The 1060-nt window shown below is 54.6% G+C and carries 2 protein-coding genes; both read right to left on the reverse strand.

Translation table 11 applies throughout. The features are described from left to right. Positions 1–14 precede the first annotated feature (14 nt). Positions 15–620 carry an IS630 family transposase gene (locus MCRY_RS23305; RefSeq protein ID WP_217808269.1) on the reverse strand — a complete coding sequence of 202 codons (606 nt, stop codon included), beginning with the start codon at positions 618–620 and terminating at the stop codon, positions 15–17. Further along, on the reverse strand, positions 608–955 hold the full coding sequence (locus MCRY_RS23310; RefSeq protein ID WP_217808268.1) for a hypothetical protein: 348 nt from the start codon (positions 953–955) through the stop codon (positions 608–610). Before MCRY_RS23310 ends, MCRY_RS23305 begins: the two co-directional genes overlap by 13 nt. Positions 956–1060: the final 105 nt, after the last annotated feature.

Below are 1060 nucleotides of genomic sequence, written 5' to 3' on the forward strand. Positions count from 1 at the left end.
AGAGCGTGTTGCGTTTAATTGGTTTCATAGCCGGCAGCCTTGAAAAAATTGTAACATTCCTCGTCAGTGAAGAGATCACAGACGTGACCGACCGCGCGCCAGAGGTCTTCGTAGGTTCGAGCGGCTGCTCGTCGTATCAGGGCCTTGAGTTTGGCAAAGGCCATTTCGATGGGATTGAGATCGGGGCTGTATGCGGGCAGAAAGAGAAACCAAGCGCCAATGTCGCGCATGGCCTGCGCGGCCGTCTGGCTTTTGTGAGATGACAGGTTATCCAAAATGATCACATCGCCGGTTTGCAAGGTTGGGACCAATTGGGTCTCGACATAAAGTTCAAACAAATCCTGGTTCATGGCGCCTTCGATCACCCAAGGTGCATCGAGCCGATCATGGCGGAGTGCCGCGATAAACGTCTGCGTATTCCAATGGCCGAAGGGTGTGTAGTCGATCAGACGTGTGCCTTTTGCAGACCAACCTGTGGTCTTCGCCATGTTCGTCTTGAGTGAGGTCTCATCGATGAAACCAATGCGCGGCAACAGGTTAGCCATGAACGGTTGCCGCTTTGTGATCCATATATGGCGCGCCTGCCGAACTTCAGACCGCTTTTGCTCTACCGCTTGCAGGTCTTTTTTTTATACGTCAGGCCGAGACTGCGCAGCGTACGCCAGACCGACACGCGATGGATTGTCGTTTGATGCGCATCAGCAATTTCCAGCACCAGATCATCCAGCGTGAGGTCGGGCTTGGCCGTCATACGCGCTGCGATCCAGTCCCGCAGATGGGCCAGTTTGCCGTGCCCGCCACCATTACCTTGTTGGCGCGGCTCCAACCCGCCTGTCTCGCGTTTCAGGATCACCATATCGTTCACAAACTTCACCGAAACCCGAAACCGTTCGGCCGCAGCGCGATGTGAATGCCCTTCCTCCACAAGCGCGACAACCCGCTCACGAAGTGCCATAGGATGTGGCTTTCCCATCTCAAACCCCCATATCTGCCATGCAGAAAGGGAATCACAGATCAAGCCTCATGGAAATCTGAATCGGAAAGGGCGCAACACGCTCTA

The sequence above is a fragment of the Marivita cryptomonadis genome (assembly GCF_002115725.1).
GTDB classification, from domain to species: domain Bacteria; phylum Pseudomonadota; class Alphaproteobacteria; order Rhodobacterales; family Rhodobacteraceae; genus Marivita; species Marivita cryptomonadis.